Origin of the sequence: Nocardia inohanensis NBRC 100128 (assembly GCF_001612945.1) — a bacterium.
Classification (GTDB): Bacteria; Actinomycetota; Actinomycetes; order Mycobacteriales; family Mycobacteriaceae; genus Nocardia; species Nocardia inohanensis.
Map to the genome: position 1 here is coordinate 1 of NZ_BDBK01000009.1, position 24052 is coordinate 24052.

The window sequence follows — 24052 nt, forward strand, 5'->3', positions numbered from 1 at the left end:
TGGTGAAGCTTAGCTCAGGCCGCCCGGCAGAACCAAATCCGCTGGTCGGTCGAGCTTTACTCGATCGTCAGGCGCTCTTCGTCCAACCTCGTTTTCCCAGTACCTCTCGGCTCCGGGTCGGTGTCCGTGTCGCTCTGACCTGGAATAAGTTACGTGTTGCTGCGAACCAAAGTCAAATCGCGCTTCTACCAGCGTGTTTCCAGGCGTCCTTCGATGGTTTGAAGATCAGACCGCGGTGTCGATGCCGTGTTCCCGGGCGTAGCGATCGAGTTGCATGTCGAAAGAGGGCGCGCTCGTCAGCATCCACGCGTCCCCGGTCGCTTTGACGACCGCGATGGGTCCGCTGCCTGGACCCATCGAGTCGGCGATATCGCGGGTTTCGAAGTATCGCTTGGTGTTCCAGGTGAAGAGGTAGCACCAACCGTGATCGGTCGGTTCGGGGTAGACCATGTAGGGGGTCTCTCGCCCGCCGGTGAACTCCTGGAAGAACGCTTCGGCACGTTGCCTGGCTTGGTTTCGATCCATCTGCCTCTCCATCAGTTGGTCCGCAAGAGTTCGAAGTTGGCGTAGTTCTCGAGGTTCGCCCAACCACCGGTCTGACCGTCGACGTAGAAGATCTTGCCATCGCGATTCACGACATTGAAGACGTGACCAGCCTGTGGGAGACCGTTCGCGTCCGGTCCGCGCATGCCATGGATGACCGCGCGCGAGCCGGGTCCGTCGGCGAGGAGCTGCGCCTCGATCTCGGTGTATCCGGAGATCGGCTGAAAGGTCTTGCCGTTGCCGACTGCGTTGAGCACGCCGTCGGGCCACGTGAAATCGATGCCACCGTTGGTGAGTGGGTTCGGCCGCTGGACTGCGGTGACCTCGTGTCCGGCCAGTCGCTGCTCGACCGCGACCACGCAGGATTGGCAGTTGTTCTGAAAGCCCCACTCCCCCGACTTGAACATGGGGTTGACCTCTGTGAGTTCAGGAAAGAGCTGGTCGAACAGTTGCTGGTCGGCGTTCGCGCTCGAGAGTACGGCTCCGTCGGCCAAGTCCCCCATCGCCTCTTGCGCGCCAGGACCACCCGGCGCCTTACGGCGCCACACCGTGGCCTTGGCCTCGTTCACCCACTTCTGGATCTTCTGAAGCAGAGGGCGAATGCGTTCGACCAGGGGTTTCACCAGTTTGGTGGTGATCTCGGCTGCACGCGTGGCCAATTCACCGATGATCGTGGCTATGCGGCGGGCCTTTATACCGATGCGGATGCCCAGTGCCGTGTTGCCGGCCGCTTCGGAGAGACCGGCGGTGACCGGGGCCAGCGCGGCGAAGAAGATCTCGCCGATGAGGGCTTCGGCTGCCAACTCTTTCAGTTCGTCCAGGATCTGGTGGTGTGCGTCGTCCAGGTGCTGGGCGTACTGGCCACAGGAGTCGCCGAGGGTCTGGAAGATATCGGCCAGGCTGTCGAGGTCGGTTTGGTGTTGCCGGCACGCGGCAATGGCCTTGGGGATCTCCTTGGATTGCTGGTTGCCCAGCATTTCGATGGCTCGTGGGATTCGGCAGGCGAGGGCTCGGAAGTCGGTGGCGGCTGCGTGCCATCCGGTTTCGGCGGCTCGGAGTTCTCCTTGGTGGCCGTTGGGCCAGGCGGCGCCGACTGCGTCTTTCACAGTGGACCAGCCGAAGGGTTCGGGAAGTCCGTCGCCTGCGGCAGAGGCAGCCTGGGTCACGAGGCACGGCGTCGGCCACGCCGGTGGCGTCGGTGGGGGTTCCAACGCACCGTAATCGGCTGCGGCTTCACCCGTTTCGTGGTTGTGGGCACCTACGGTGATGAGGTCCGCAGTGGTGGTGGAGGCGGTGAGTAGACGTTCGGCGGCGTGCAATGCAAGACCTGTCGCCTCGTCGTAAGACGTCGCCCACTGCTGGCCGATACTGTCGCTGCCCGCCCATGCCCTTGCCTGCATTGAGTACGCCGAGCAGCGCTGTTTAGACGATGGTGCCGTCGGTGGCGAGAGTGCCGAATACTTCGCCCGCCGAGTGGTATTCCTCGGCTCGGCAGAGGATGACCGGAACGGTCACGGCCACATCCCCTCGTTCGTGGCACCGACACCGTCATAGGTGTCGCGGGCGGATTGCAGCTTCGCGCGAAGTGTTCGCAGGGCGGTCCGCATCTCGGCGACCGCTGTCACTCGCCGATCGTGCGCTGCCTTGTGTGCGATTGCCGAGGCTCCGACCCATGAGACAGGCGGCGCGTCGACGCGAGATTCGATCGCGGTCGCGCTTGCATCGATCTCGGATTCCAAAGTCGCGGTGGCTCGATCAACTACTGCATGCCGGTCAGGTTGACGCGGTGGCCGGCCATTACGTCACGTCCGGGAGTTCGAGGGTCGAGTCCGCCTGGTTGGTCGCGGCGGCGCTGGTGCCATCGAGGCCGATGTGTTCGGCCGCTGCCCGACGCGGCAATGCCGCGCAGGCCGGACAGATCCGGAAAGCAAACAGCCCGGTCTGTTGACAAGCTACACAGCAGCAACAACAGTCACGGGTAGTTGCCCTTGGGGTGATGTGCTCGCTGGTTCTTGCTCGTGCGGTTGGTTCGGGGCGGGATGGCTCCGGATCTGGACAGAGGAGTCTGGGTGGATACGTCGACGGGTGCGCACACATCGGGGAATCGGCCGGCGGGGGCGGACAGTCTCGGGTACGTCATCTTTATTACCGCGGCGGCCGCTATGGGCGGGTTCCTCTTCGGGTATGACAGCTCGGTTATCAATGGGGCGGTCGAGGCTATCCGGGATCGGTATGACATCGGGTCGGCGGCGTTGGCGCAGGTTGTCGCTATCGCGTTGATCGGGTGTGCGATCGGGGCCGCCATTGCGGGGCGGATCGCGGATCGGATCGGGCGGATCCTGGTTATGCGGATCGCGGCTGGGTTGTTCACGGTCAGTGCGCTGGGGTCGGCGTTGCCGTTCGCGCTGTGGGATCTGGCTATGTGGCGGGTGCTCGGCGGGATTGCTATCGGGATGGCTTCGGTGATCGGGCCTGCCTATATTGCGGAGGTTTCGCCGCCGGCTTACCGGGGGCGGCTGGCTTCGTTTCAGCAGGCGGCGATCGTTACCGGTATCGCGGTGTCGCAGTTGGTGAATTACGGGATCTTGCAGGTTGCGGGTGGGGAGCAGCGCGGGGAGATCGCGGGGATCGAGGCTTGGCAGTGGATGTTGGGGGTGATGGTGGTGCCGGCTGTGCTGTACGGGTTGTTCTCGTTCACGATTCCGGAGTCGCCGCGGTATCTGATCTCGGTGGGGAAGATCGGCAAGGCCAAGAAGGTGCTGGCCGAGGTGGAAGGCGAGAGCTCGGATCTGGACGCGCGGGTTCGGGAGATCGAGCACGCCATGAAGAGTGAGCATCGGTCGACGTTCCGGGATCTGCTGGGTGGGCGGTTCGGGTTCCTGCCCATCGTGTGGATCGGCGTCGGGTTGTCGGTGTTCCAGCAGTTGGTGGGGATCAATGTGGTGTTCTATTACTCGTCGACGCTGTGGCAGTCGGTGGGGATCGATCCGACCAGTTCGTTCTTCTATTCGTTCACCACGTCGATCATCAATATTTTCGGCACCGTGATCGCGATGGCGCTGGTGGACCGGATCGGACGGAAGCCGTTGGCGCTCATCGGATCCGCGGGCATGGCGTTGTCGCTGGCGGCGGAGGCGTGGGCGTTCTCGGCCAAGACCGTGGGCGCCGACGGGGCGGTGGAGTTGCCCAATGCGCAGGGGCTTACCGCGTTGGTCGCGGCGCACTGCTTCGTGCTGTTCTTCGCGCTGTCCTGGGGTGTGGTGGTGTGGGTCCTGCTCGGGGAGATGTTCCCGAACAAGCTGCGGGCGGCGGCTCTCGGCGTGGCGGCTTCGGCGCAGTGGATCGCCAACTGGGTGATCACGGCGAGCTTCCCCAGTCTTTCGGACTGGAACCTGTCGGGCACGTATGTCATCTACACCGTGTTCGCGTTGCTCTCGATTCCGTTCGTGCTCAAGTTCGTGCCCGAGACGAAGGGGAAGTCGCTCGAAGAGATGGGGTGAGCCGGCGCCGGGAGCGGGCTACTTGATGATCTTCGTGATCTGGCCCGCTCCCACCGTGCGGCCGCCCTCGCGGATGGCGAATTTGAGGCCCAGTTCCATGGCGATGGGCTGGATGAGTTTGACGCTCATGGAGACGTTGTCGCCGGGCAGGACCATCTCGACGGATTCGGGGAGGGTCACCACGCCGGTGACATCGGTTGTGCGGAAGTAGAACTGGGGGCGGTAGTTGTTGAAGAAGGGGGTGTGCCGGCCGCCTTCCTCCTTGGAGAGGATGTACGCCTGGCCCTCGAATTCGGTGTGCGGGGTCACCGAGCCGGGCTTGATGACGCATTGGCCGCGCTCCACGTCTTCGCGGCGGATGCCACGGAGCAGCAGGCCCACGTTCTCGCCGGCTTGGCCCTCGTCGAGGAGTTTGCGGAACATTTCGATGCCGGTGACGGTGGTCTTCGTGGTCTTGGGGCGGATGCCGACGATCTCGACTTCGGCGTTGACCTTGAGGATGCCGCGTTCGATGCGGCCGGTGACGACGGTGCCGCGGCCGGTGATGGTGAAGACGTCCTCGATCGGCATGAGGAAGGGCTTCTCGACTTCGCGGGCGGGAGTGTCGATCCAGTTGTCGACCGCGTCGAGGAGTTCGACGATGCCGGTTCCCCAGTCGCCGTTGGGGTTCTCCAGGGCCTGATAGGCGGAGATGCGAACCACGGGGGTGTCGTCGCCGTCGAAGTCGTATTCGTTGAGGAGGTCGGCCACCTCCATCTCGACCAGTTCCAGGATTTCCTCGTCGTCGACCATGTCGCATTTGTTCAGGGCCACAACCATTTTCGGGACGCCGACCTGGCGCGCCAGGATGACGTGCTCCTTGGTTTGCGGCATCGGACCGTCGGTGGCGGCCACCACCAGGATCGCGCCGTCCATCTGAGCCGCGCCGGTGATCATGTTCTTGATGTAGTCGGCGTGGCCGGGACAGTCGACGTGGGCGTAGTGGCGGTTCTCGGTCTGGTACTCGACATGCGCGATGGAGATGGTGATGCCGCGTTGCCGCTCTTCGGGGGCCTTGTCGATGGCGTCGAAGGGGGTGAACGGATTCAGGTCCGGATATTTCTCGTGCAGGACTTTGGTTATGGCCGCGGTGAGCGTGGTTTTGCCGTGGTCGATGTGGCCGATGGTGCCGACATTGACGTGCGGCTTGGTGCGCTGGAACTTCGCCTTCGCCACTGGAAACCTCCTGTGCGCCCTGCGATCCGGGGCGGGCATCGGAGGATGGGGACACCGCGGAGCATGCCCGACGGCGGTGTCGATTTCAGCGTAGGCACGCGGGTCCGGAAAAGGCCGGAAACGGGGCGAATCGGGCGTCGAGGACCGTTGACGGTCCCCGACGCCGGGGCTCAGCCGCGGAACCACATGGGGCGCAGGGTGGGACCGTTCTCGGGGAGCGGGATCAGCGGGCCGGAGATTTCGAAGCCGCAGCGCTGGTAGAGGCGGGCGGAGCGGTCGGTGCTGGCCTCCAGGTAGGCGGGGAGGCCGTCGGCGGAGGCGGCCTTCACGCGATCGGTGATGATGGCGTGGCCCGCACCCTTACCGCGATGCTCGGGCAGGGTGACGATGACCTGGAGATAGCGGTACGGGTAGTCGGCGGGGTGGGTTCCGGCGAGGATCGAGGTCAGGGCGGCCATGCGCCGGAAGGGTTGCAGGGGAAGCTCTTCCGCCAGATTGCGGGTTTGCTCGGCTTCCAGCGCGGCACGCTCCGGGGAGGCCAGGGTCTGCCAGATGGAGACCGCCCAGATTTCGGAATCGGTGCCCGCGATCCAGACTTCGTCGTCGGTCAGCGCCTTCTCGATCATTTCGGGGGCGTGGTCGGTGCGGAAGCGTTCCTGAACCTCGGGGTGGTCGTCCAGGATCCAGGCCGTCACCACCTCGTCGACGGCGGCGCGGGCGAAGACCCGGGCCACCTCGTCGGCTTCGGAGAGCTGTGCGCGGCGGACCAGCGGCTGATTCTGCATCTGACGACCTCCTGTTTGTGAACGGTGTTTCATCAGCCAAGGTAGGGAGGCTACGGCGGGATTACGAAGATTTCGTCACACTTGGTGGTGTGATGAAAAGTGGATGCGCGGTGTGCGGGGGCGAGCTGGCGGCGCGTGAACGGGGGCGGCGACGGCGGTACTGCTCGCGGTCCTGTCAGGCGCGGGCGTATCGGGCGCGGTTGCGGGCCGCTCCCCCGCGTCGGCGGGTGCGGCCGGAGCGGCTCACCACGGTGGGGATCGTGCGGGCGGCGATCGAATTGGCGGATCGGGAGGGCCTGGAAGGGCTGTCCATGCGGCGGCTCGCGACCGAATTGGGGGTGGCGACGGCGGGACTGTACCGGCGGTTCCCGGATCGGGATGCGCTGCTCGCCGAAATGGCGGAATACACACTCGCCGAAGGGGTTCCGGTGGCGGCGGACGGGTGGCGGGAGCGGCTCACCGCGGAGGCGCACGCGGAATGGCAGCTGTATCAACGACATCCGTGGATGCTGCCGGTGCTCGCGCAGACCCGCCCGCCGATCGGGCCCGCGCTGCTGGACACCCTGGAGCGGATCTTCGTGACGCTGGATCGGCCGGGGATGACCCGGGAGACCATGATGTCGATCTATCTGGCCATGTCGGGGCTGGTGCAGGGGCTGGCGCTGCTGCCGAGCTCGGAGCGCGCGCCGGTGGGGGCGGGGGCCGGGAATCCGGTGGAGCTGGTCGGACCGGATACGCATCCGACGCTGGCGCGGCATCTCACCGCGGCCGACGCGAACGGGCTGAACCTGGATTTCGACCAGCTGCTCGCCGATGGGATCGAGCTGCTGCTCGACGGGGTCGCCGCGCGGTACTTCCCGGCCGCGGGCGGACGCTGATCAGCCGGCGGAATGCAGGGCCGCCGCCCGTCCGAACCTGAACCTGCGGCAGGACAACCGCATTCGTAACTCGCAATCATCCGCCGGACCACGGGTGCCGAGCCGGAACCCAGGCGGCAGCCGTTGTGTGAGCATCGACCGGACGATCGGCAGTGCGCAACGCCGACGCGCCCAACCGACTCGCCGACGGGGCGCGCAGTAACGTGGTTTCCCATGACAGCTGTTGCAGATCGTTCGCTCGGGCCGGAACTGGTACGCACCGAGGGCATCGGCCAGGCCGATGTGCTCGTCATCGGACTCACGTCGTCGGAGGACGGGCCGGTTATCGCGCCTGCGGACGTTTTCGAGGATGTACTGGATGCCGACACTCGGGCGGCGCTGCTGAGTTCGCTGCGCGCGGTCGGCGCGAAGGGTAAGGGCGAGGAGCTGACCCGGGTGCCGGCGCCCGCGGGGCTGGGTGTGGACAGTGTGCTGGCCGTGGGGCTGGGGGCCGCCGAGAAGGTCGATGCCGAGCAGATCCGGAAGTCGGCGGGGGTGGCGGGGCGGTCGCTGACCGGGGTCGGGACCGCGGTGACCACGCTGTCGGGGCTGGATATCGGGGCGGCGGCCGAGGGGTTCTATCTGGGGGCTTATCAGTTCACGCCGTACAAGACGAAGTCCGCGCCCAAGGCGGGCGATCTGCCGGTCAAGCGGATCGAATTCCTGGTTCCGGAGGCGGGATTCGGCGAAGAGGCGCTGTTCCGGGCGCAGGCGGTGGCCGAAGCCGTCGCTACCGCACGGGATTTCGTGAACACGCCGCCGAGCGATCTGTTCCCGGGCGAATTCGCCAACCGGGCAGCGGAATTGGCGAAGGCGGCGGGACTTCAGGTCGAGGTGCTCGATGAGAAGGAGCTGGAGGCCAAGGGGTTCGGCGGGATCATCGGGGTCGGCAAGGGGTCCTCGCGGCCTCCGCGGCTGGTGCGGATCACCTACGCCGGTGGGGACAAGCGGGTCGCGCTGATCGGTAAGGGCATCACCTTCGATACCGGCGGCATCTCCATCAAGCCGGCGGCGAACATGGAGAACATGACCTCCGATATGGGCGGGGCGGCGGCGGTCATCGCCACCACGCTGCTGGCGGCGCGGTTGAGCCTGCCGGTCACCGTCACCGCGACCGTGCCGATGGCCGAGAACATGCCCTCCGCGACGGCGCAGCGCCCCGGCGACGTGCTCACCCAGTACGGCGGGACCACCGTGGAAGTGCTCAATACCGATGCGGAAGGCCGGCTGATCCTGGCCGACGCCATCGTGCGGGCGAGCGAGGACGACCCGGATTATCTGATCGATGTCGCCACCCTCACCGGCGCGCAGATGGTGGCCCTCGGCACCCGCACCCCGGGCGTGATGGGCACCGACGCGTTCCGGGACCGGGTCGCCAAGATCTCGCAGGGCGTCGGCGAGAACGGCTGGCCGATGCCGTTCCCGGCGGAGCTGCGGGCCGATATCAATTCCAAGATCGCGGATCTGGCCAATGTCGCACCGCACCGCTGGGGCGGCATGCTGTCGGCGGGCATCTTCCTGAAGGAGTTCGTGCCCGAGGACGTGCAGTGGGCGCACCTGGATGTGGCGGGTCCGGCCTACAACACCGGCGGGCCGTTCGGATACATCGGCAAGGGCGGTACGGGCGTACCGGTGCGCACCCTCATCGCGACCATCGAGGACATCGCGGCGGAGTAGTTCACGCGACACGGCCCCGGTCACCGAAAGTGGCCGGGGCCGTTCACGTTCGGAAGATTACTCGGGATTCGCTACGGCCGGCAGACCGAGCACGAAGAGCAGCCGGTCGTGATATTCGACCGAATCCACCTGGAACACTTGCAGATCCAGCCGCGATTCCCGGCCCGCCGGATCGCGCAGATGCATTCCGAGGACGTCGCGGCCGAAGACCGTTTCGTTGTCATCCCAGATCCGGCGGAAATCCGGGTATTCGCTCAATTCCTCGAGCAGCTCGCTCCACCAGTGCGGATTATCGGAGCGGCCGATGAAACCGCGCACCAGGCCGACCGTGAGCCGGGCCTCGTACTCCCACTCCACCAGCGCCTGTTTGGAGCGTTCGTCGGCGAACACCCAGCGCAGGATATTGCCGTTGTCGAGCAAGCCGGTGAAGGTGCGATCGTAGGATTCGTTGCAGTCCAGCACATTCGAGCGGGTATCGAGATAGGCGGCCGGATTCGGGTCGTGCTGCACCAGGCCGCGGCGCAGATCCGGTGGCAGCGCGGCGGACAGGTCGGCCGCCGACGGCGAATCGAGTTCGGCCACCCGGGCCAGGTCGAACAGGTGCCGGCGATCGGCATCACCCACCGGCTCGACCAGATCCAAGGCCGCGAGCAGGGCCTCCACCACGGTTCGGGTGGGCCGCCGGTCCCGGTCGTCGGTTTCGATATGCGTCACATAGCTGACGCTCAGATGCGCACCGCGCGCCAATCGCTCCCGCGAAATACCGCGCGAGTCCCGCAGGTGCCGCAGCACGCTGCCGAAAGTCGGGAGCTTGAGCGGTCGCTCCCCAGGACCGTTCTTTTCTTCCAACACCGCCCGCTATCCCTCATACATCCCCGTAGCGCACGGACACTGTCCGCGGTTCATGCATGTATAGCAGGCCGATCGTGGTCCAGACCAATAGCAGGACAGGCAATTTGCCAGCGATTAACCTTGCTCCCGGTGGCGCGCAATTCACCAGCGCGCGTCACGGTCCCGCATGCGCCGCGGATAACCCTTGCGCACGTCGTAGTGCGGATGCGGAGCGGCGCGCCGACTTCGCGGCCCACCCCGGCCCGCCCTCGGGCGATGCGCCGGACCGGAGCCGGTGCGGCACATCCCTTTCAGCAGCGCTTGGCTATCACCCCAGTTGAGGCCCCGGCGACCGCGCTCACCATCACGTTTGCGACACAGCGAGGTCGACGGAACCACTGCCCTGTGACACGTTGCACGCGGGCAAGTGCAAGGATGGTGAACCGGAACAAGAACCAACACGGATCTCCGGACGCCACAGACCGATCGGTGGCGTGTGGTCCGGCACCGCAACCGCGGTGGCAGACCCGCCGGGGACGAAGCTGTTTAACCCGACGAGCAGTCAGAGGAGTCAGAGGACTATGGCCTTCTCCGTCCAGATGCCGGCTCTTGGTGAGAGCGTCACCGAGGGCACTGTGACCAGGTGGCTGAAGCAGGAAGGAGACACGGTCGAGGTCGACGAGCCGCTCCTCGAAGTCTCCACCGACAAGGTCGACACCGAGATCCCTTCCCCGGTCGCAGGTGTGCTGGTCAAGATCGTGGCGAACGAAGACGACGTGATCGAGGTCGGCGGCGAGCTCGGCGTGATCGGTGATGCCGGTGAGGCTTCCGCCCCGGCCGCCGCGCCCGCGCCCGAAGCCGCCGCACCCGCTCCCGAACCCGAGCCGGAACCCGCTCCCGCGCCTGCCGCGCAGCCCGCCGCCGAGGCTCCGGCCCCCGCGCCCGCTGCCTCCGGCTCCGCCGACGGCACCCCGGTGAAGATGCCCGAGCTCGGCGAATCCGTCACCGAGGGCACCGTCACCCGCTGGCTGAAGCAGGTCGGCGATCAGGTCGCGGTCGACGAGCCGCTGCTCGAGGTCTCCACCGACAAGGTCGACACCGAGATCCCGTCGCCCGTCGCGGGCACCCTGCTGGAGATCTCCGCGCAGGAAGACGATGTGATCGCGGTCGGCGGTCAGCTGGGTGTGATCGGCTCCGGTTCCCCGGCCGCCGCTCCGGCCCCCGCCCCCGCCCCGGCTCCGACTCCGGCTCCGGCTCCCGAGCAGAAGCCCGCTCCGGCTCCGGCCGCCGCGGCTCCCGCGCCTGCCCCGGCTCCGGCCCCCGCGCCCACTCCGGCTCCCACGCAGAAGCCCGCCCCGGTCCCGGCCGGTGCGACTCCGGCCGACGAGCCCTCCACCAACGGCGGCGGCCCTTACGTCACCCCGCTGGTGCGAAAGCTGGCCTCGGAGAACGGCGTCGACCTCGCCACCGTCACCGGCTCCGGTGTCGGCGGCCGCATCCGCAAGCAGGATGTGCTCGCCGCCGCGGAGGCCAAGAAGGCTCCGGCCCCGGCCGCCGCCGCTCCGGCCGCTTCGGCGCCGGCCGCCGCGCCCGCCGCCGCTGCCCCGGCTCCGCGGCCGTCGCTGGCGCACCTGCCCGGCACGGTCCAGAAGGCCAGCCGCATCCGGCAGATCACCGCCACCAAGACCCGGGAATCGTTGCAGACCACCGCGCAGCTGACCCAGGTGCACGAGGTCGACATGACCAAGGTGGCCGCCCTGCGCAACCGCGCGAAGGCCACGTTCAAGCAGCGGGAGGGCGTCAACATCACGTTCCTGCCGTTCTTCGCCAAGGCCGCCATCGAAGCCCTGGCCGTGCACCCGAACGTGAACGCCTCGTACAACGAGGACACCAAGGAGATCACCTACCACTCGGTGGTCAACCTGGGCATCGCGGTCGACACCGATCAGGGTCTGCTCTCGCCGGTCATCAAGAACGCCAACGACCTGTCGCTGGCGGGCCTGGCGCGGGCCATCGCCGATATCGCCAACCGGGCGCGTAACGGCGGCCTGAAGCCGGACGAGCTGGCGGGCGGCACCTTCACCATCACGAACATCGGCTCGCAGGGCGCGCTGTTCGATACGCCGATCCTGCTGCCGCCGCAGGCGGCCATGCTCGGCACCGGCGCGATCGTCAAGCGCCCCATCGTGATCACCGACGACGGCAACGAATACATCGGCATCCGTTCGATGGCCTACCTGCCGCTGACCTACGATCACCGCCTCATCGACGGCGCCGACGCGGGCCGCTTCCTCACCACCATCCGTCACCGGCTGGAGGAAGCGGGCTTCGAGGGCGACCTCGGCCTGTAGGCATTCGCGATGAAGGTCGTGGTCGCCGGGTCGTCCGGGCTGATCGGGACGGCGCTCGTCGCGGCATTGCGCCGCGACGGGCACGAAGTCACCCGTCTGGTGCGCCGTCCCGTGCACGCCCGGGACGAATTCACCTGGGACCCGGCCCGCGAGAACCTCGATCTGCGCGCACTGCACGGGGCCGACGCCGTCGTGAACCTGTGCGGTGCGTCGATCGGGCGCCGGCGCTGGAACGGCAGCTACAAACAGCAGCTGCGGGACAGCCGGATCATCCCGACCGATGTGATCGCCTCCGCCGTCGCCGCCGCGGGCGTGCCGACGCTGGTCAATGCCAGCGGCGTGCACTACTACGGCGGCAGCGGCGGGGATCGGGTCGTCACCGAATCCTCGCCTGCCGGAACGGGTTTCCTGGCGGGGCTGTGCGTGGATTGGGAAGCCGCCACGCAACCGGCCGCCGATGCGGGGGTGCGCACGGTGCTGCTGCGCTCGGCGGTGGTGCTGTCACGGCACGGCGGCATGCTCGGGATGCTGTATCCGCTGTACTACCTCGGGCTGGGCGGACGGCTCGGCAACGGCCGCCAGTACGTGCCGTGGATCTCCATCGATGACGAGGTCGGCGGAATCATCTTCGCGCTCACCGAATCCCGGATCTCCGGGCCGGTGAACATGGTCGGCCCGGCACCGGTCACCAATGCCGAATTCACCCGTGCGATCGGGCGCGCACTGCATCGCCCCACTCCCCTGGCGGTCCCCGCGTTCGCCTTGCGGCTGGCCGTCGGCGAATTCGCGAACGAGGGAATCCTGCACGGCCCCAGGGCGATTCCGACCGTGCTCGAAGCAGCCGGATACCAGTTCCAGCATCCGACCATCGGCGCGGCGCTCAACGCCACGGTCGGCGAAGATTAACGGGCGCGATACAGGTCACACCGGTTCCACCGATAGCGTGAGACCGTGAGCAACCAACCGTCTGTTCGCCCCGATCTCCTGATTCGTGACGCGCGCGAAAGCGATCTGCCGGAGATCCTGGCGATCCACAACACCGCCATCGCCGAGACCACCGCCATCTGGGATATCGAGCCCGCCGACCTGAGCGAGCGCCGGGCTTGGTTCGAGGCGCGCCGGACCGCCGGCCATCCCATCCTGGTCGCCGAAATCGACGGCGCGGTCGCGGGATACGCCAGCTACGGGCAGTTCCGCCCGAAGGTGGGTTACCGCTTCGCCGTGGAGAATTCGGTGTACGTGGCCGACCGCTTCCACCGCCGGGGCGTGGCCACCACGCTCATGAGCGAACTGCTCGATCGGGCGCGAAAGGGCGACGTGCACACCATGATCGCCGCCATCGAGTCGAGCAACACCGTCTCCATCGCCCTGCACGAGAAGTTCGGCTTCGCCATCGTGGGGCAAATGCCGGAGGTCGGTTACAAGTTCGATCGGTGGATGGATCTGACGCTCATGCAGATCGTGTTCCGCGATGGCGTAACGTCGGCGTCGTGAGCGAGAGCACTACCGCCGTTCCGAGCACATCGGCCACCACCTCGGCCCGTTTCGACAGCACTCCCCTGCTGGTGGAGCAACTGGGCCTGATCGATTACAACGACGCCTGGGCCAAGCAGCGCGAGATCGCCGCCGAGCGTGCCGAGGGCATCGGGCAGGATCGGCTGCTGCTGTTGGAGCATCCCTTCGTCTTCACCGCCGGGCGACGCACCGAACCGGAGGATCTGCCCGTGGACGGCAGCCCGGTCGTCGAGGTCGATCGCGGCGGCAAGATCACCTGGCACGGGCCGGGGCAATTGGTGGGCTACCCCATCGTCCGGCTGGCCGAACCCGTGGATGTGGTGAAATTCGTTCGGCGGCTGGAGGAAGCGCTCATTCACGTGTGCGCGCAGCTGGGACTGACGACCGGCCGGGTGGACGGGCGCTCGGGAGTGTGGGTCGCCGCGAACGACTTCCTGCCCGAACGCAAGGTCGCCGCCATCGGGGTGCGCGTGCAGCGCGGGGTGACCATGCACGGCGTCTCCATCAACTGCAACTCCTCGCTCGACGGCTTCAACGCGATCGTGCCGTGCGGTATCCGCGATGCCGGCGTGACCACGCTGACCCGTGAACTGCGCCGCGAAGTGACCGTCGCCGAGGTGCTTCCGCTGCTCGCCGAGGCCATCACGCGGGCGCTCGACGGCGACCTGCCGATCACCGAGCACACCCTCGCGCGCACCGTACCGGTGCCCGCCGAGGCCGAATGATCACGAGCGTAGGGTGGACAAAGTGACCTCCGTCGATACCCCGGCATCGAACAATCCGTCCGCACCCAATGGCCGGAAGCTGCTCCGCATCGAGGCGCGCAACGCCGAGACCCCGATCGAGCGCAAGCCCAAATGGATTCGCACCCGCGCCACCATGGGACCCGAGTACTCCGAACTCAAGGGCCTGGTGAAACGCGAAGGGCTGCACACGGTCTGCGAGGAAGCGGGCTGCCCCAACATCTTCGAGTGCTGGGAAGACCGCGAGGCGACCTTCCTCATCGGCGGGGAACAGTGCACCCGCCGCTGCGACTTCTGCCAGATCGACACCGGCAAGCCCGCCGCGCTCGATCGTGACGAGCCCCGGCGCGTGGCCGAGAGCGTGCAGGCCATGGGTCTGCGGTACTCGACCATCACCGGTGTGGCGCGCGACGATCTCGAAGACGGCGGCGCGTGGCTGTACGCGGAAACCGTCCGCGCCATCAAGCGGCTGAACCCGCACACCGGTGTCGAACTGCTGATCCCCGACTTCAATGCCGTGCCCGAGCAGCTGGCCGAGGTGTTCGATTCGCGGCCGGAGGTGCTGGCGCACAATCTCGAGACGGTGCCGCGCGTGTTCAAGCGCATCCGTCCGGCGTTCCGGTACGAGCGGTCCCTCGCGGTCATCACCGCGGCGCGCGAGGCGGGGCTGGTCACCAAGTCCAACCTCATCCTCGGCATGGGCGAGACCTTCGAGGAGGTCACCCAGGCCATGCGGGATCTGCACGAGGCCGGGACCGACATCCTCACCATCACCCAGTACCTGCGGCCCTCGCCGCTGCATCACCCGGTCGATCGCTGGGTGAAGCCGGAGGAGTTCGTGGAGCACTCCAAGGCCGCCGAGGAGATGGGCTTCGCCGGTGTGATGGCCGGGCCGCTGGTCCGCTCCTCCTACCGCGCGGGCCGGCTCTACGCGCAGGCCATGCGGCATCACGGGCGGGAGATCGCGCCGGAAATGGCGCACCTCGCCGATGAGGGCACCGCTTCGCAGGAAGCCACCAGCGTGCTCGCGCGCTACGGTTCCTGATATCGCGCGCAGGTGCGGCCCGGACTTTCGAGTCCGGGCCGCATTCGTTTTCCGGGTGATGCGGCCGGTCGGCGGCGCGTCGAAATGCCGGTAAACGCCAACTCGGCGGAATCGTGGACGTGATCGCCCCGGCGGTGGGAAGGTTGATAGACCCGCAGAATCGACCCCGGAGCGAGCCAAATGGTCGAGCGAACAGCGACGTCGAGCGGCGTCAACGGCAAGGTGGTCACGGCCGAGCGGCCGGACGACATACGCAATGTGGTGCTGGTCGGGCACAGCGGATCCGGCAAGACCACGCTGGTGGAGGCCCTGGCGGTGGCCACCGGGGCGGTGGTGCGGGCCGGGCGGGTGGAGGACGGGACCTCGGTCTCGGATTACGACGATATCGAACAGCGGCAACATCGCTCGGTGCAATTATCGGTGGTGCCGATGGGGTGGGACGGCAGGAAGATCAACCTCCTCGACACTCCCGGATACGCGGATTTCGTCGGGGAACTCAGGGCCGGTCTGCGTGCAGCGGACGCGGCCCTTTTCGTGCTCTCGGCCGCCGCGGGCGTGGAGGGCGTGAGCGGGGCGACGCTGGCTTTGTGGGAAGAGTGCGCGTATGTGGGAATGCCGCGCGCCATTGTGCTCACGCATTTGGATACTGCGCGCGCCGATTTCGAGGATATGACAGAGACCTGCCGGGAGATACTCGGCGGCGGACGGTCGGAAAGCATGCTGCCGCTGCATCTTCCGGTGTACGGGGAGAAAGGGGCGGACGGGCATCGGCCGGTGATCGGGTTGATCGATCTGCTCACCCAGCATGTGTACGACTATGCGACCGGGGAGCGGGTCGAGACGCCGGTCTCCGCGGAGCAGCGGGAGTTGCTGGAGGAGGCCAGGAATCGGCTCATCGAGGGGATCATCGCCGAGAGCGAGGACGAGACCCTGATGGACCGGTACATCGGCGGCGAGGAGATCGACCTCGCGACGCTGGTACCGGATCTGGAGAAGGCGGTGGCGCGCGGGAGTTTCCATCCGGTGCTGATCGCCGCGCCGCCGCCGGAAGGGGCGAGGCAGGGGCTGGGGACGGTGGAGATTCTGGATCTCATCGTCGGCGGCTTCCCCACGCCCGCCGAGCATCCGCTGGCCGCGACCGGTTCGAACGGGAAGTCCGCGCCGCTGTGCTGCGATCCGAAAGCGCCGCTCGCCGCGGAGGTCATCCGTACCGCCTCCGACCCGTACGTGGGGCGAATGTCGCTGGTGCGCATGTTCTCCGGGACCTTGAACGCCGATGACACGGTGCACGTGTGCGGGCACGGGCCGGACGAGACCGCCAATCATGATGTGGACGAACGCATCGGGGCGGTATCGGCGCCGTTCGGCAAGCAGCAGCGGCCGCTCGGGCAGGCCATCGCCGGGGATATCGTGTGCGTGACCAAGCTGTCGCGGGCCGAGACCGGGGATACCTTGTCCGCCAAGGACGCTCCGCTGCTCATCGAACCGTGGTCGATGCCGGATCCGCTGCTGCCGGTGGCCGTCAAGGCGCACAGCAAGGCCGATGAGGACAAGCTCTCGCAGGGCTTGTCGCGGCTGGTGGCCGAGGATCCGACGGTGCGGCTGGAGCAGAACCCCGACACCCATCAACTGGTGCTGTGGTGCCTGGGTGAAGCGCACCGGGATGTGGCGCTGGAACGCCTGCGCAATCGGTTCGGTGTGCAGGTCGACGTGATCGAGCACAAGGTGGCGTTGCGCGAAACCTTCGGTACTTCGGCGACCGGGCGTGGCCGGCACGTCAAACAATCCGGCGGACACGGTCAATACGCCATCTGCGAGATCGAAGTGGCCCCGCTTCCGGAAGGCTCCGGCATCGAATTCGTGGACAAGGTGGTCGGCGGAGTCGTTCCGCGCCAGTTCATTCCATCGGTCGAGAAAGGCGTCCGCGCGCAAGCCACCCGCGGCGTAGTAGCCGGATACCCCCTGGTAGATGTGCGCGTCACCCTCTTCGAAGGCAAAGCCCACTCGGTCGATTCCTCCGACGCCGCCTTCCAGATGGCCGGGGCGCTGGCCTTGCGCGAAGCCGCGAATGCCGCCCGCATCAACCTGCTGGAACCCATCTCCGAAGTCCTGGTGGTGGTCGCCGACAGCTATGTCGGTCCCATCCTCGGCGACCTCTCCAGCCGCCGCGGCCGAGTCCTGGGCACCGAACCGGTCGGCTTCGGCCGCACCGCGATCCGAGCCGAAGTCCCCGAACTCGAACTGAGCCGCTACGCCGTGGACCTGCGTTCCCTGGCCCACGGCGCAGCCAGCTTCACCCGCAACTACGTCCGCCACGAACCCATGCCACCCCAACTCGCGGACAGCATCCAGTCGAAAGCCAAGAGCGCGGGCTGATTTCGCGCGATTACTCGCAGGCGACACCGTCGTTGTCGCGGTCCAGGGCGGGACGGTAGCCCGGCTCGCCCTGCTTGATCGGGGCGGCGCCGGCGGCCCGCGCCTCCGAGCAGTTCTTGTAGTAGACATCGGCATTCGCGGTCTGCGCTCCGGCGGCCAGGGCGGTCACGGCGATGGCGGGCACGGCGAACAGGGTCAGGAACTTCTTCACGAGCTTCTTTCTTCTATTTCTCGAATCAGCAGGCGTCGAGGACGCGGTTCATGGCGTCCTTCTCGGCCTGCGTCACCCACAGGTTGTAGGCGGCTTTCACTTCGATCTGCTTGCCGACGTAGGTGCAGCGGTAGGACTTGTTCGACGGGAGCCAGGTGGCGGCGTCGGCGTCGCCCTTCTGCTGGTTGGTGGGGCCGTCCACGGCGAGCAGATTTCGGGGGTCGTTGGCGAGATTGGCGCGGTCGCGGTCGGAGAGCTGTTGCGCGCCCTTCTGCCAGGCGTCGGAGAGGGCGACCACGTGATCGATCTGGACGGCGGTGGAAGTGCCTTGACCACGGGTGAATTCGATGGTCGCGCCGGTGTAGGGGTCCGCGAGGGTGCCGGTAAGGACGACGCAGTCGCGGGTGCCGGGTTTGAAGGTGAGCGCGGTGAGGTCGCGGGACAGGATGTCGTTGCGGGTGTCGCAGCCGTTGTGGCCGCCGGCCACGTCGACGTCGTCGGTCCAGGCGTCGCCGAACAGGGTTCGCGCGTAACCGGTTTTGGGGGCGCGGCCCTTCACGGCGAGCGTATCCAGGACGGCGCGGGCATCGGAGGTGGAGGGGATGCCGCCGCCGGAGCCGGTGTTCTCGGTGGTGCGGGCGGCGGCGTCGGTGCAACCGGTGACGGCCAGCGCGGTGGTGAGCAGCGCGGCCACGGATAGTCGGGCGCGTCGTGCGGTGGGCTTGCTCGGAGTATTCGGCTTTCGATGGTTACGCAACCGCATGTGCGTCCATTCCCCCTCGATCGACTCGCGTAAGTGCTTCCAGAACAGCAGATTAGAGCGCGCTTGACCAAGGACCGCGATGCCGCGCCGTAGGTGACCCGCCGGCGCTTCATATCGAAAAGCGGTTGGCGGCAAGGCGGTACGAGAGCTGGTCGACGGGGTGTGAACTCGCTCGCGCCCGGCGCTTGAAAACCTGCGAGCGCTTCGCGGAGATGGCGGGCGTCCGGCTCCGGCGCATCCCGTTCGGCGGGACGAGGGGCTCCCGGTGGGGCAATCCACGCGTACCGGCCGGTCCAGTCGCGAACGCCCGGTACCCGGCCACTATTCTGGACAGCATGGCAGCAGGTAAGGGCGGTAACCCGTCGAAGGAAGCGAAGGCCGCGGCGAAGGCCCAGCGCAAGCAGGCGTCCAAGGAACGTCGTCAGCAGCTCTGGCAGGCGTTCCAGATGCAGCGCAAGGAAGACAAGGCGCTGCTGCCGCTGATGGCCGCCGCCTTCGTCGGCGTGACCGCGGTATTCCTGGTGATCGGGTTCATCTTCGGACTCCAGTGGTTCCTGCTGCCGATCGGTCTGCTGCTGGGTGCGCTGGCCGCGTTCATCCTGTTCGGGCGCCGGGTGCAGAAGAACGTGTACGCCAAGGCCGAGGGCCAGGCGGGCGCGGCGGCCTGGGTGCTGGACAACCTCCAGGGCAAGTGGCGGGTGACGCCGGGTGTGGCGGCCACCACGCAGCTCGACGCGGTGCATCGGGTGATCGGCCTGCCGGGCGTGATCCTGGTCGCCGAGGGCTCGCCGTCGCGGGTGAAGTCGCTGCTGGCGCAGGAGAAGAAGAAGGTGTCGCGGCTGGTCGGCGATACCCCGATCTACGACATCGTCATCGGCAACGAGGGCGATCAGGTCGCGATCAAGGATCTCCAGCGGTACCTGACCAAGTTGCCGCGCAATATCGACGCCAAGCGGATGGATCTGATCGAGGGCCGGTTGTCGGCGCTCGCCACCCGTGGTGGACCGGCGCTGCCGAAGGGGCCGCTGCCCGCCGGGGCGAAGATGCGTGGCGTGCAGCGGAGCATGCGCCGCAGGTAGGTAGACACAACTCTCGGGACTCTCAGGGCTTCGCCCCGAACCCCTCGCGCCGAACCGGCCCGCACCTTCGAGGTGCGGGCCGGTTTGCGTTCGGGCTGGTCAGGACGTATTCGGCTGGGCCGCTGGAAAATTCGCGAAAAAAGTTCGGCGGAGCGGGAATGATCCCACCGGCTCTAACCTTCTAACTATCGATAACAGGTTAGAGAGCCTGACCTGACGGACGATAGGACGAGACCATGACCGCCGTGCAGCATCACACCGTGCAGATCCAGGGGCAGGATGTTTTCTACCGGGAAGCGGGTGACCCGTCGAAGCCGACTTTGGTTCTGCTGCACGGGTTCCCGACCAGTTCGGCGATGTTCCGGAATCTGATCCCGGCGCTCGCCGACGACTATCACCTGATCGCGCCCGACCACATCGGGTTCGGACAATCGGCGATGCCGCGGGTCGACGAATTCGACTACAGCTTCGAGAAACTCACCCAGATCACCCTCGAACTGCTCGACACCCTCGGCCTCGAGAAGTTCGCGCTCTACATCCAGGACTACGGCGCACCCATCGGACTGCGGATCGCCTCCCGCAACCCCGAACGGGTCACCGCGCTGATCACCCAATCCGGCAACGCCTACCTCGAAGGATTCACCCCCTTCTGGGAGGTGCTGTTCGCCCACGCCAACGACCGCGCCACCCACGAACCCGCCGTCCGCAAGCTGCTGGAACTCGACGCCACCACATGGCAATACACCCACGGCGTGCCCGCGGACCGGCTGAACCGGGTCAGCCCCGACACCTGGACCCTGGATCAGCACTACCTGGATCGCCCCGGCAACAAGGAGATCCAGTTGCAGCTGTTCGCCGACTACAAACTCAATCTCGACGGCTACCCCGACTTCCAGAAATACTTCGCCGAATACCAGCCCCCGACCCTGATCACCTGGGGCGAACACGACGAGATCTTCGGCCCCGACGGCGCCCGCGCCTACCTGCGCGACCTGCCCGACGCCGAACTGCACCTACTGGACGCGGGCCACTTCGCCCTGGAAACCCACGGCGACGAAATCGCCGCGCTCATCAGGGATTTCCTGGGTCGCACGCTGAAGTGATCAGCTCACCGGCAGGCAGAGCGACGCTCCCGCGCCGAACAGCACCCACCGGCCGTTCGGTGTGACGGTGATCTGAAGAACCACCGCCGAACAGTGACAGCACCGAACCACCGTGCCCGGGCATTGGGTATAAACCAGGGCCCGGGCGAGCGGCTCGACCATGCCGCAGCCGCCACAGCGGCAGGCGCAACCGGTGGGGTCCATCGCGAAGATCTCGGAAAGCATTCCGCCCAGGGCGTTTCCGTCGAGGTGAGCTTCCTCGACGGCGCCGGCGGCGTAGGTGTACGGGATCGGCATGGCGCTACTTTCCGGTCGGTCCGAAGCGTTCGGTTCTGATCATCGCGGGGTCGTGTCCGGCGGCTACCAGTGCGTTGGCGGCGAATTCGACGAAGGGTGTCGGGCCGCAGACGTAGCAGGTGACGTCGGGGGCGGGCGGCAGGGCCCGCGTGGCGATCTCGTCGGCGGCGAGGCGGGCGGCCGCTCTGGCTTCGCCCGCCGGCGCGGTGCGGGTGTAGGCGAGGAACACCTCCACACCCGCATCGCGCCATTCCCGCAATTCGTCGCGGTAGTACAGCTCGTCCGGGGTGCGCACCGAGTAGATGAGCCGGAACGGGTTGGTATCACCGGACTTCCGGCGGGCGCGCAGCATCGCGGCGAGCGGGACGATGCCGGAGCCGCCGGCGATCAGCACCGCCGGGCCGTCCATTTCGGGGGTCCAGACGAACCAGCCGCCGACCGGGCCGCGGACTTCGATCTGCGCGCCGACGGGCAGGCCGTCGACCAGGTAGCCGGAGACCTCGCCGTCCGCGACCCGCTGCACCGTGAGTTCGATGCGGTCGCCGTCGGCGGGTGCGGCGAGGGAGTAGCTGCGTTCGGCGTGATAGCCGTCGGGGGCGGTGAGCCGTACATCCAGATGCTGGCCGGCGCGATGTCCGGGCCAGCCGGGCACCCGCAGGATCAGGGTGCGCGCCGAAGGGGTTTCGAACCGGTCGGCGACCAGTTCGGCGGCCTGCCAGCGCATCAATCGCCCTGGTAGCGCTGTTCACGCCACGGGTCGCCGTAGCTGTGATATCCGGCGGCTTCCCAGAAGCCGAGCTCCTCGGAGTCGAGCAGCCGAATCCCCTTGACCCACTTGGCCGATTTCCAGAAGTACAGGTGCGGCACCAGCAGCCGTGCGGGGCCGCCGTGCTCGGGCGTCAGGTCCTGGCCGCCGAAGCTGTGCACGATCCACGCCTGACCATCCAGGAGATTCTCCAGCGGAAGGTTGGTCGTATAGCCGCCGTAGCTGGAGACGAGCGCGTATTCGGCTTGGGTTTCGACGTTTTCGAACAGCGCGTCCAAAGAGACGCCCTGCCAGTCGGTATCGAGCTTGGACCAGCGGGTCACACAGTGGATGTCCACGTGCGGGCGGTCCTGCGGCAGGGACATCAGCTGCGGCCAGCTCCAGCTGTAGGAGCGACCGGTCTCGTTGGTGATGGTGAACTGCCAGCGATCGAGATCGACCTTCGGGGTGGGGCCCGCCGACAGCACCGGCCAGTCCTCGACCAGATATTGGCCGGGTGGCGTGCGATCGCTGCGGGGCCGCGGACGGCCTTGGAATCCGGGCGAGAAGGTACTCACACGACGCTCCTTCCGAGTGGCACGGCAGCGCACCAGGAAACAGCGTACGCCGGGCTACCCGGGCGAAACGGGCAATCAGCCCACGTGGCGGCCGAGGAAACCGACCACGTCGGGAGTGATGGTGCGCCAATACTCTTCGGTGTGCCCGCCCGGAGTCACCCGCGCGATCTCGAGCGGCGCGGTGCTCATGAACTGGCGGCAGCCCTGGACGAACTTGTCGCCGTCACCCACCCAGACACCGGTCGGGGCCGGGCCCATCTTGTCGATATTGCGCAGCGGGTCGATGGCCGCCCATTCGTCGGCGCTGGTGAAGGCATTGCGCTTGCTCATCTCCGGCCAGTTGGTGATGAGGCCGGGCGAGATGGCGGCGGTGGCGTTGACCGGACGGCCGCGTTCGTTGCGGCGGCGGGAGTAGAGCAGTGCGCCGAAGCCGCCCATGGAGACGCCGGTGCAGGCGAAGGGTTCGCCGCCCGGGCCGCCGAGACCGCGCGCGGCCAGCCACTGCGGGGCCTCGTCGAGCAGCATGCCCATCGGATCGTCGGATTGCCGTGGGTGCCAATAGTTGTCGCCGCCGTCCACGGCCAGGAATCCGAACGGGCGGACCAGGCGGGTGGCGACCGCGGCGGCAAGGACTTCGGACAGGCCGCCGACCGCGGCATCGTGGGCATTGCCGTGCAGGCCGTGCAGCAGCAGTGACATGGGCAGGCCCTCGGTGGGGACGCCGGGCGGCAGGATGGTGACCACGTTCACCTCGCGCCCGCGCGCCGCCGAATACACCCGTTCGGTCTTGATCGCCGGATCGATGCCGAATACGGCCTTCAGCTCGCGGTGCACCTCACCGGGGGCGGCATTGACGCCCGAGCTCATCGCCGCACCGGCCGCGGCCAACCCCAGTAGACCCGTGGTGGCGAACAACGACCGCCGGCTGAACCTCCGGTAGCCCTCTCCCATGGATCCTCCATCAGCACAACAACAGCAACCCGCCGCGATCCCAGCTCAGAGCTGTTTCGCGGCAGACGGCCGCCACCATACCGATCGAAAGCAACAAGCGGTGAACGTTCGGCTACATCTCGCCAACTACTTTCCCACTGCCACCGGCAGGAACATCCGAACGCCACGGTTTCGATCCGGTAGCGCCGAATAGCGGGGATCAGCGGATATAGGTGAGGGCCGTACCGGTAGCCCGGTCGTGCATGCCGCGGCCGTCGCCGTCGGTGAAGAGCGCCGGGATCACGAACAGCAGGATGAGCTGCCGGCCCAGGGCGCGCAGGAAACCGACGGGGGCGTCGGCGTCGACGCGGGAGACGCGCAGGCGCAGGAAGTATTGGCCGGGCGTGAAGCCGAACAGCGTGACGGCGATGATGCCCAGCGCGAACCAGACCAGCAGGGTGGGGGTGGAGAGCGCGCCGACGATCGCCTCGAAATTGCTGGGCGGATTCTGGCCGGCGGGGATGTCCATCCGGGCGATGCGGGCTTCCGGATCGGGCCGGACGATGATGGCGGCCAAGCCCATCGAGATGAACCAGTCGGCCACGAAGGCCAGCACGCGCCGCGTCATGGGGGCGAGCGCACCGACGCCCGACGGCGGCAGGCCGAGATCCTTGCCCTGATAGTCACCGGGTGCGTCGTCTCCGGATTCGGCGTTCGGTCCGGACAACCACGAGCCGGTGATGCGTGCCATGGGGTCCAGCTTAAGCGGCGCTGTCGCATCGGATCGATCGGCATTCCGTATATGTGTAGCAACGCTAGAGTTACCGGTTAGCCGGGTTGCTGCCCGG

General features: G+C 67.2%; 21 protein-coding genes and 1 pseudogene. 11 read left to right on the top strand and 11 right to left on the bottom strand.

The window, feature by feature from the left end; genetic code table 11:
- Positions 1-225 precede the first annotated feature (225 nt).
- Both NI1_RS19510 and NI1_RS19515 read right to left on the bottom strand, forming a co-directional pair.
- Positions 226-525, bottom strand: coding sequence for a YrhB domain-containing protein (locus NI1_RS19510; protein WP_067822758.1), 300 nt, complete (start codon positions 523-525; stop codon positions 226-228).
- Positions 526-536: 11 nt separating this feature from the next.
- Positions 537-1943, bottom strand: coding sequence for a toxin glutamine deamidase domain-containing protein (locus NI1_RS19515; RefSeq protein WP_084523442.1), 1407 nt, complete (start codon positions 1941-1943; stop codon positions 537-539).
- Positions 1944-2582: 639 nt separating this feature from the next.
- Here NI1_RS19515 and NI1_RS19525 point away from each other — a divergent pair.
- Entirely contained in the window at positions 2583-4043 is a 1461-nt protein-coding gene (locus NI1_RS19525) for a sugar porter family MFS transporter (protein ID WP_084523443.1), read from the top strand.
- Between the two features lie 18 nt (positions 4044-4061).
- Here the strand turns inward: NI1_RS19525 and tuf are convergent, their stop codons facing one another.
- On the bottom strand, positions 4062-5258 hold the full coding sequence (gene tuf, locus NI1_RS19530; protein ID WP_067822767.1) for an elongation factor Tu: 1197 nt from the start codon (positions 5256-5258) through the stop codon (positions 4062-4064).
- A gap of 170 nt (positions 5259-5428) precedes the next feature.
- The gene (locus NI1_RS19535; RefSeq protein ID WP_067822771.1) at positions 5429-6043 is read right to left on the bottom strand and encodes a GNAT family N-acetyltransferase; all 615 of its coding nucleotides are present in this window, start codon (positions 6041-6043) and stop codon (positions 5429-5431) included.
- 92 nt (positions 6044-6135) lie between these two features.
- Here NI1_RS19535 and NI1_RS19540 point away from each other — a divergent pair, with 92 nt between their 5' ends.
- Together NI1_RS19540 and NI1_RS19545 are read left to right on the top strand one after the other, a co-directional pair.
- Entirely contained in the window at positions 6136-6921 is a 786-nt protein-coding gene (locus NI1_RS19540) for a TetR/AcrR family transcriptional regulator (RefSeq protein WP_067822774.1), read from the top strand.
- A 213-nt stretch (positions 6922-7134) separates the two neighbouring features.
- Positions 7135-8637 carry a leucyl aminopeptidase gene (locus tag NI1_RS19545; protein ID WP_067822777.1) on the top strand — a complete coding sequence of 501 codons (1503 nt, stop codon included), beginning with the start codon at positions 7135-7137 and terminating at the stop codon, positions 8635-8637.
- Positions 8638-8694: 57 nt separating this feature from the next.
- Here the strand turns inward: NI1_RS19545 and NI1_RS19550 are convergent, their stop codons facing one another.
- Entirely contained in the window at positions 8695-9489 is a 795-nt protein-coding gene (locus NI1_RS19550) for a helix-turn-helix transcriptional regulator (RefSeq protein ID WP_245663310.1), read from the bottom strand.
- A 560-nt stretch (positions 9490-10049) separates the two neighbouring features.
- Between NI1_RS19550 and sucB the strand changes: the two genes are divergently transcribed.
- The 6 genes from sucB to NI1_RS19580 all read left to right on the top strand — a co-directional run bounded on the left by sucB (position 10050) and on the right by NI1_RS19580 (position 17498).
- Positions 10050-11819 (top strand): 2-oxoglutarate dehydrogenase, E2 component, dihydrolipoamide succinyltransferase, encoded by a 1770-nt coding sequence (gene sucB / locus NI1_RS19555; protein ID WP_067822783.1) that lies wholly within the window; start codon positions 10050-10052, stop codon positions 11817-11819.
- Between the two features lie 9 nt (positions 11820-11828).
- Positions 11829-12725 carry a TIGR01777 family oxidoreductase gene (locus NI1_RS19560; RefSeq protein ID WP_067822786.1) on the top strand — a complete coding sequence of 299 codons (897 nt, stop codon included), beginning with the start codon at positions 11829-11831 and terminating at the stop codon, positions 12723-12725.
- A 45-nt stretch (positions 12726-12770) separates the two neighbouring features.
- Positions 12771-13313, top strand: a complete 543-nt coding sequence (locus NI1_RS19565; RefSeq protein WP_067822788.1) for a GNAT family N-acetyltransferase — start codon at positions 12771-12773, stop codon at positions 13311-13313.
- Positions 13310-14059: a lipoyl(octanoyl) transferase LipB gene (gene lipB / locus NI1_RS19570; protein ID WP_067822791.1), complete on the top strand. Its 750-nt coding sequence runs from the start codon at positions 13310-13312 to the stop codon at positions 14057-14059. Before NI1_RS19565 ends, lipB begins: the two co-directional genes overlap by 4 nt.
- Before the next feature lie 22 nt (positions 14060-14081).
- Positions 14082-15122, top strand: a complete 1041-nt coding sequence (gene lipA, locus NI1_RS19575) for a lipoyl synthase (protein ID WP_067822848.1) — start codon at positions 14082-14084, stop codon at positions 15120-15122.
- A 180-nt stretch (positions 15123-15302) separates the two neighbouring features.
- A complete protein-coding gene (locus NI1_RS19580) occupies positions 15303-17498 on the top strand; it encodes an elongation factor G-like protein EF-G2 (RefSeq protein ID WP_067822794.1) in 2196 nt (731 codons plus the stop codon).
- Between the two features lie 10 nt (positions 17499-17508).
- Here NI1_RS19580 and NI1_RS19590 read toward each other — a convergent pair.
- A pseudogene (locus NI1_RS19590) lies at positions 17509-18472 on the bottom strand (GmrSD restriction endonuclease domain-containing protein).
- 335 nt (positions 18473-18807) lie between these two features.
- Between NI1_RS19590 and NI1_RS19595 the strand changes: the two are divergent.
- Both NI1_RS19595 and NI1_RS19600 read left to right on the top strand, forming a co-directional pair.
- On the top strand, positions 18808-19551 hold the full coding sequence (locus NI1_RS19595; RefSeq protein ID WP_067822800.1) for a DUF4191 domain-containing protein: 744 nt from the start codon (positions 18808-18810) through the stop codon (positions 19549-19551).
- Between the two features lie 236 nt (positions 19552-19787).
- Positions 19788-20654: an alpha/beta fold hydrolase gene (locus NI1_RS19600; RefSeq protein WP_067822803.1), complete on the top strand. Its 867-nt coding sequence runs from the start codon at positions 19788-19790 to the stop codon at positions 20652-20654.
- Here the strand turns inward: NI1_RS19600 and NI1_RS19605 are convergent, their stop codons facing one another.
- From NI1_RS19605 to NI1_RS19625, 5 genes are all read right to left on the bottom strand, one after another.
- Positions 20655-20951 (bottom strand): DUF6510 family protein, encoded by a 297-nt coding sequence (locus NI1_RS19605; RefSeq protein WP_067822806.1) that lies wholly within the window; start codon positions 20949-20951, stop codon positions 20655-20657. It abuts the gene before it with no gap.
- A 4-nt stretch (positions 20952-20955) separates the two neighbouring features.
- Positions 20956-21675 (bottom strand): ferredoxin reductase, encoded by a 720-nt coding sequence (locus NI1_RS19610; RefSeq protein ID WP_067822809.1) that lies wholly within the window; start codon positions 21673-21675, stop codon positions 20956-20958.
- Positions 21675-22274, bottom strand: coding sequence for a sulfite oxidase-like oxidoreductase (locus tag NI1_RS19615; protein WP_067822811.1), 600 nt, complete (start codon positions 22272-22274; stop codon positions 21675-21677). The genes NI1_RS19610 and NI1_RS19615 overlap by 1 nt, the downstream gene beginning before the upstream one ends.
- A 75-nt stretch (positions 22275-22349) precedes the next feature.
- Positions 22350-23225 carry an alpha/beta hydrolase gene (locus tag NI1_RS19620; RefSeq protein ID WP_067822814.1) on the bottom strand — a complete coding sequence of 292 codons (876 nt, stop codon included), beginning with the start codon at positions 23223-23225 and terminating at the stop codon, positions 22350-22352.
- Between the two features lie 199 nt (positions 23226-23424).
- Positions 23425-23955 carry an RDD family protein gene (locus tag NI1_RS19625; protein WP_067822817.1) on the bottom strand — a complete coding sequence of 177 codons (531 nt, stop codon included), beginning with the start codon at positions 23953-23955 and terminating at the stop codon, positions 23425-23427.
- Positions 23956-24052 lie beyond the last annotated feature (97 nt).

Coding starts and splice junctions, on each gene's coding strand:
- NI1_RS19510 (WP_067822758.1), bottom strand. CDS start 525: ATGGATCGAAACCAAGCCAGGCAACGTGCCGAAGCGTTCTTCCAGGAG.
- NI1_RS19515 (WP_084523442.1), bottom strand. CDS start 1,943: ATGCAGGCAAGGGCATGGGCGGGCAGCGACAGTATCGGCCAGCAGTGG.
- NI1_RS19525 (WP_084523443.1), top strand. CDS start 2,583: ATGGCTCCGGATCTGGACAGAGGAGTCTGGGTGGATACGTCGACGGGT.
- NI1_RS19535 (WP_067822771.1), bottom strand. CDS start 6,043: ATGCAGAATCAGCCGCTGGTCCGCCGCGCACAGCTCTCCGAAGCCGAC.
- NI1_RS19540 (WP_067822774.1), top strand. CDS start 6,136: ATGAAAAGTGGATGCGCGGTGTGCGGGGGCGAGCTGGCGGCGCGTGAA.
- NI1_RS19545 (WP_067822777.1), top strand. CDS start 7,135: ATGACAGCTGTTGCAGATCGTTCGCTCGGGCCGGAACTGGTACGCACC.
- sucB (WP_067822783.1), top strand. CDS start 10,050: ATGGCCTTCTCCGTCCAGATGCCGGCTCTTGGTGAGAGCGTCACCGAG.
- NI1_RS19560 (WP_067822786.1), top strand. CDS start 11,829: ATGAAGGTCGTGGTCGCCGGGTCGTCCGGGCTGATCGGGACGGCGCTC.
- NI1_RS19580 (WP_067822794.1), top strand. CDS start 15,303: ATGGTCGAGCGAACAGCGACGTCGAGCGGCGTCAACGGCAAGGTGGTC.
- NI1_RS19595 (WP_067822800.1), top strand. CDS start 18,808: ATGGCAGCAGGTAAGGGCGGTAACCCGTCGAAGGAAGCGAAGGCCGCG.
- NI1_RS19600 (WP_067822803.1), top strand. CDS start 19,788: ATGACCGCCGTGCAGCATCACACCGTGCAGATCCAGGGGCAGGATGTT.
- NI1_RS19605 (WP_067822806.1), bottom strand. CDS start 20,951: ATGCCGATCCCGTACACCTACGCCGCCGGCGCCGTCGAGGAAGCTCAC.
- NI1_RS19610 (WP_067822809.1), bottom strand. CDS start 21,675: ATGCGCTGGCAGGCCGCCGAACTGGTCGCCGACCGGTTCGAAACCCCT.
- NI1_RS19620 (WP_067822814.1), bottom strand. CDS start 23,225: ATGGGAGAGGGCTACCGGAGGTTCAGCCGGCGGTCGTTGTTCGCCACC.
- NI1_RS19625 (WP_067822817.1), bottom strand. CDS start 23,955: ATGGCACGCATCACCGGCTCGTGGTTGTCCGGACCGAACGCCGAATCC.